Genomic DNA, 808 nt, shown 5'->3' with positions numbered 1-808 from the left:
GCTCTTCCGATCTTCATTATATATACTTACAATCAAGGCTATTACGTTATGTTCAAAGACCAACAGATATAAATCCTTTATATTTTCAGTGTCCTGATTTATCAAACGTTGATTTCAGACAGATTTTATCTCAAATCGTGATGTCAAAAGATAATCAGTCTGTTCAATCTTAGTTTTACTGCCCCTGCCTGCAGGGGAGGAGCCCAGGCGCCTGGGCGGGTTTCTAACGTAAGTTTAATCGATTGTATCACTAAACGTGATACGATTGCTCAAGCTCATGTTAAAGCACTTATACAGCCGGCAAGCGTAGCGCGCTAGTTTTCTTAAGCTAACGTATCTATTATCTTTGTTAGATGTGTATTAGTTCGATAGAACTGTTAAAATAGTGTCAATGTGTGATTTGACTAGGTGCGCTCTTATTTAGGAGAGCGCACCTAGAGAAAATGATGTAACTTAGAAAGGTTTTTATGACTGATTTGACTCTTCAAAATATGAATGGCGAACTGAACTCTTTGGGAGCGGGCGGTTCTAATAGCCCGCTATATGTTCAAAAATTGAACCCTGAGGAATTCAGAAAGACTTTGGCAATGAAATATGGTTACCTGCATACAAAGATTGACCGCCTTACTATTACTGGGTATCCGAATGAGCAATTAGAGAATGATTTGATTGCTGAAAAAATTGTGCTCTACGACGTCGTAGGTCTTGCAGAAAAGTCTATTAGTCCTGATGGGGAGTTTGTAAGCTATACTGGACAACTTTATAAGCCTGAATTTAAAGAAAATTTCTTTGTTTCTTACACGCCTAT

Annotated in this window: 1 protein-coding gene; it reads left to right on the top strand. The window is 38.2% G+C overall.

Annotated features, from left to right (window positions below):
- Positions 1-467: 467 nt before the first annotated feature.
- Positions 468-808, top strand: a 341-nt coding sequence (locus BAZO_RS21015) for a hypothetical protein (protein WP_003333509.1), incomplete at its 3' end; no start/stop codon positions are given.

Source organism: Schinkia azotoformans LMG 9581, from assembly GCF_000307855.1.
GTDB classification, from domain to species: domain Bacteria; phylum Bacillota; class Bacilli; order Bacillales; family Bacillaceae_J; genus Schinkia; species Schinkia azotoformans.
Note: the sequence above shows the minus strand (reverse complement) of the source record. Positions and strands in the feature narration are given on the sequence as shown.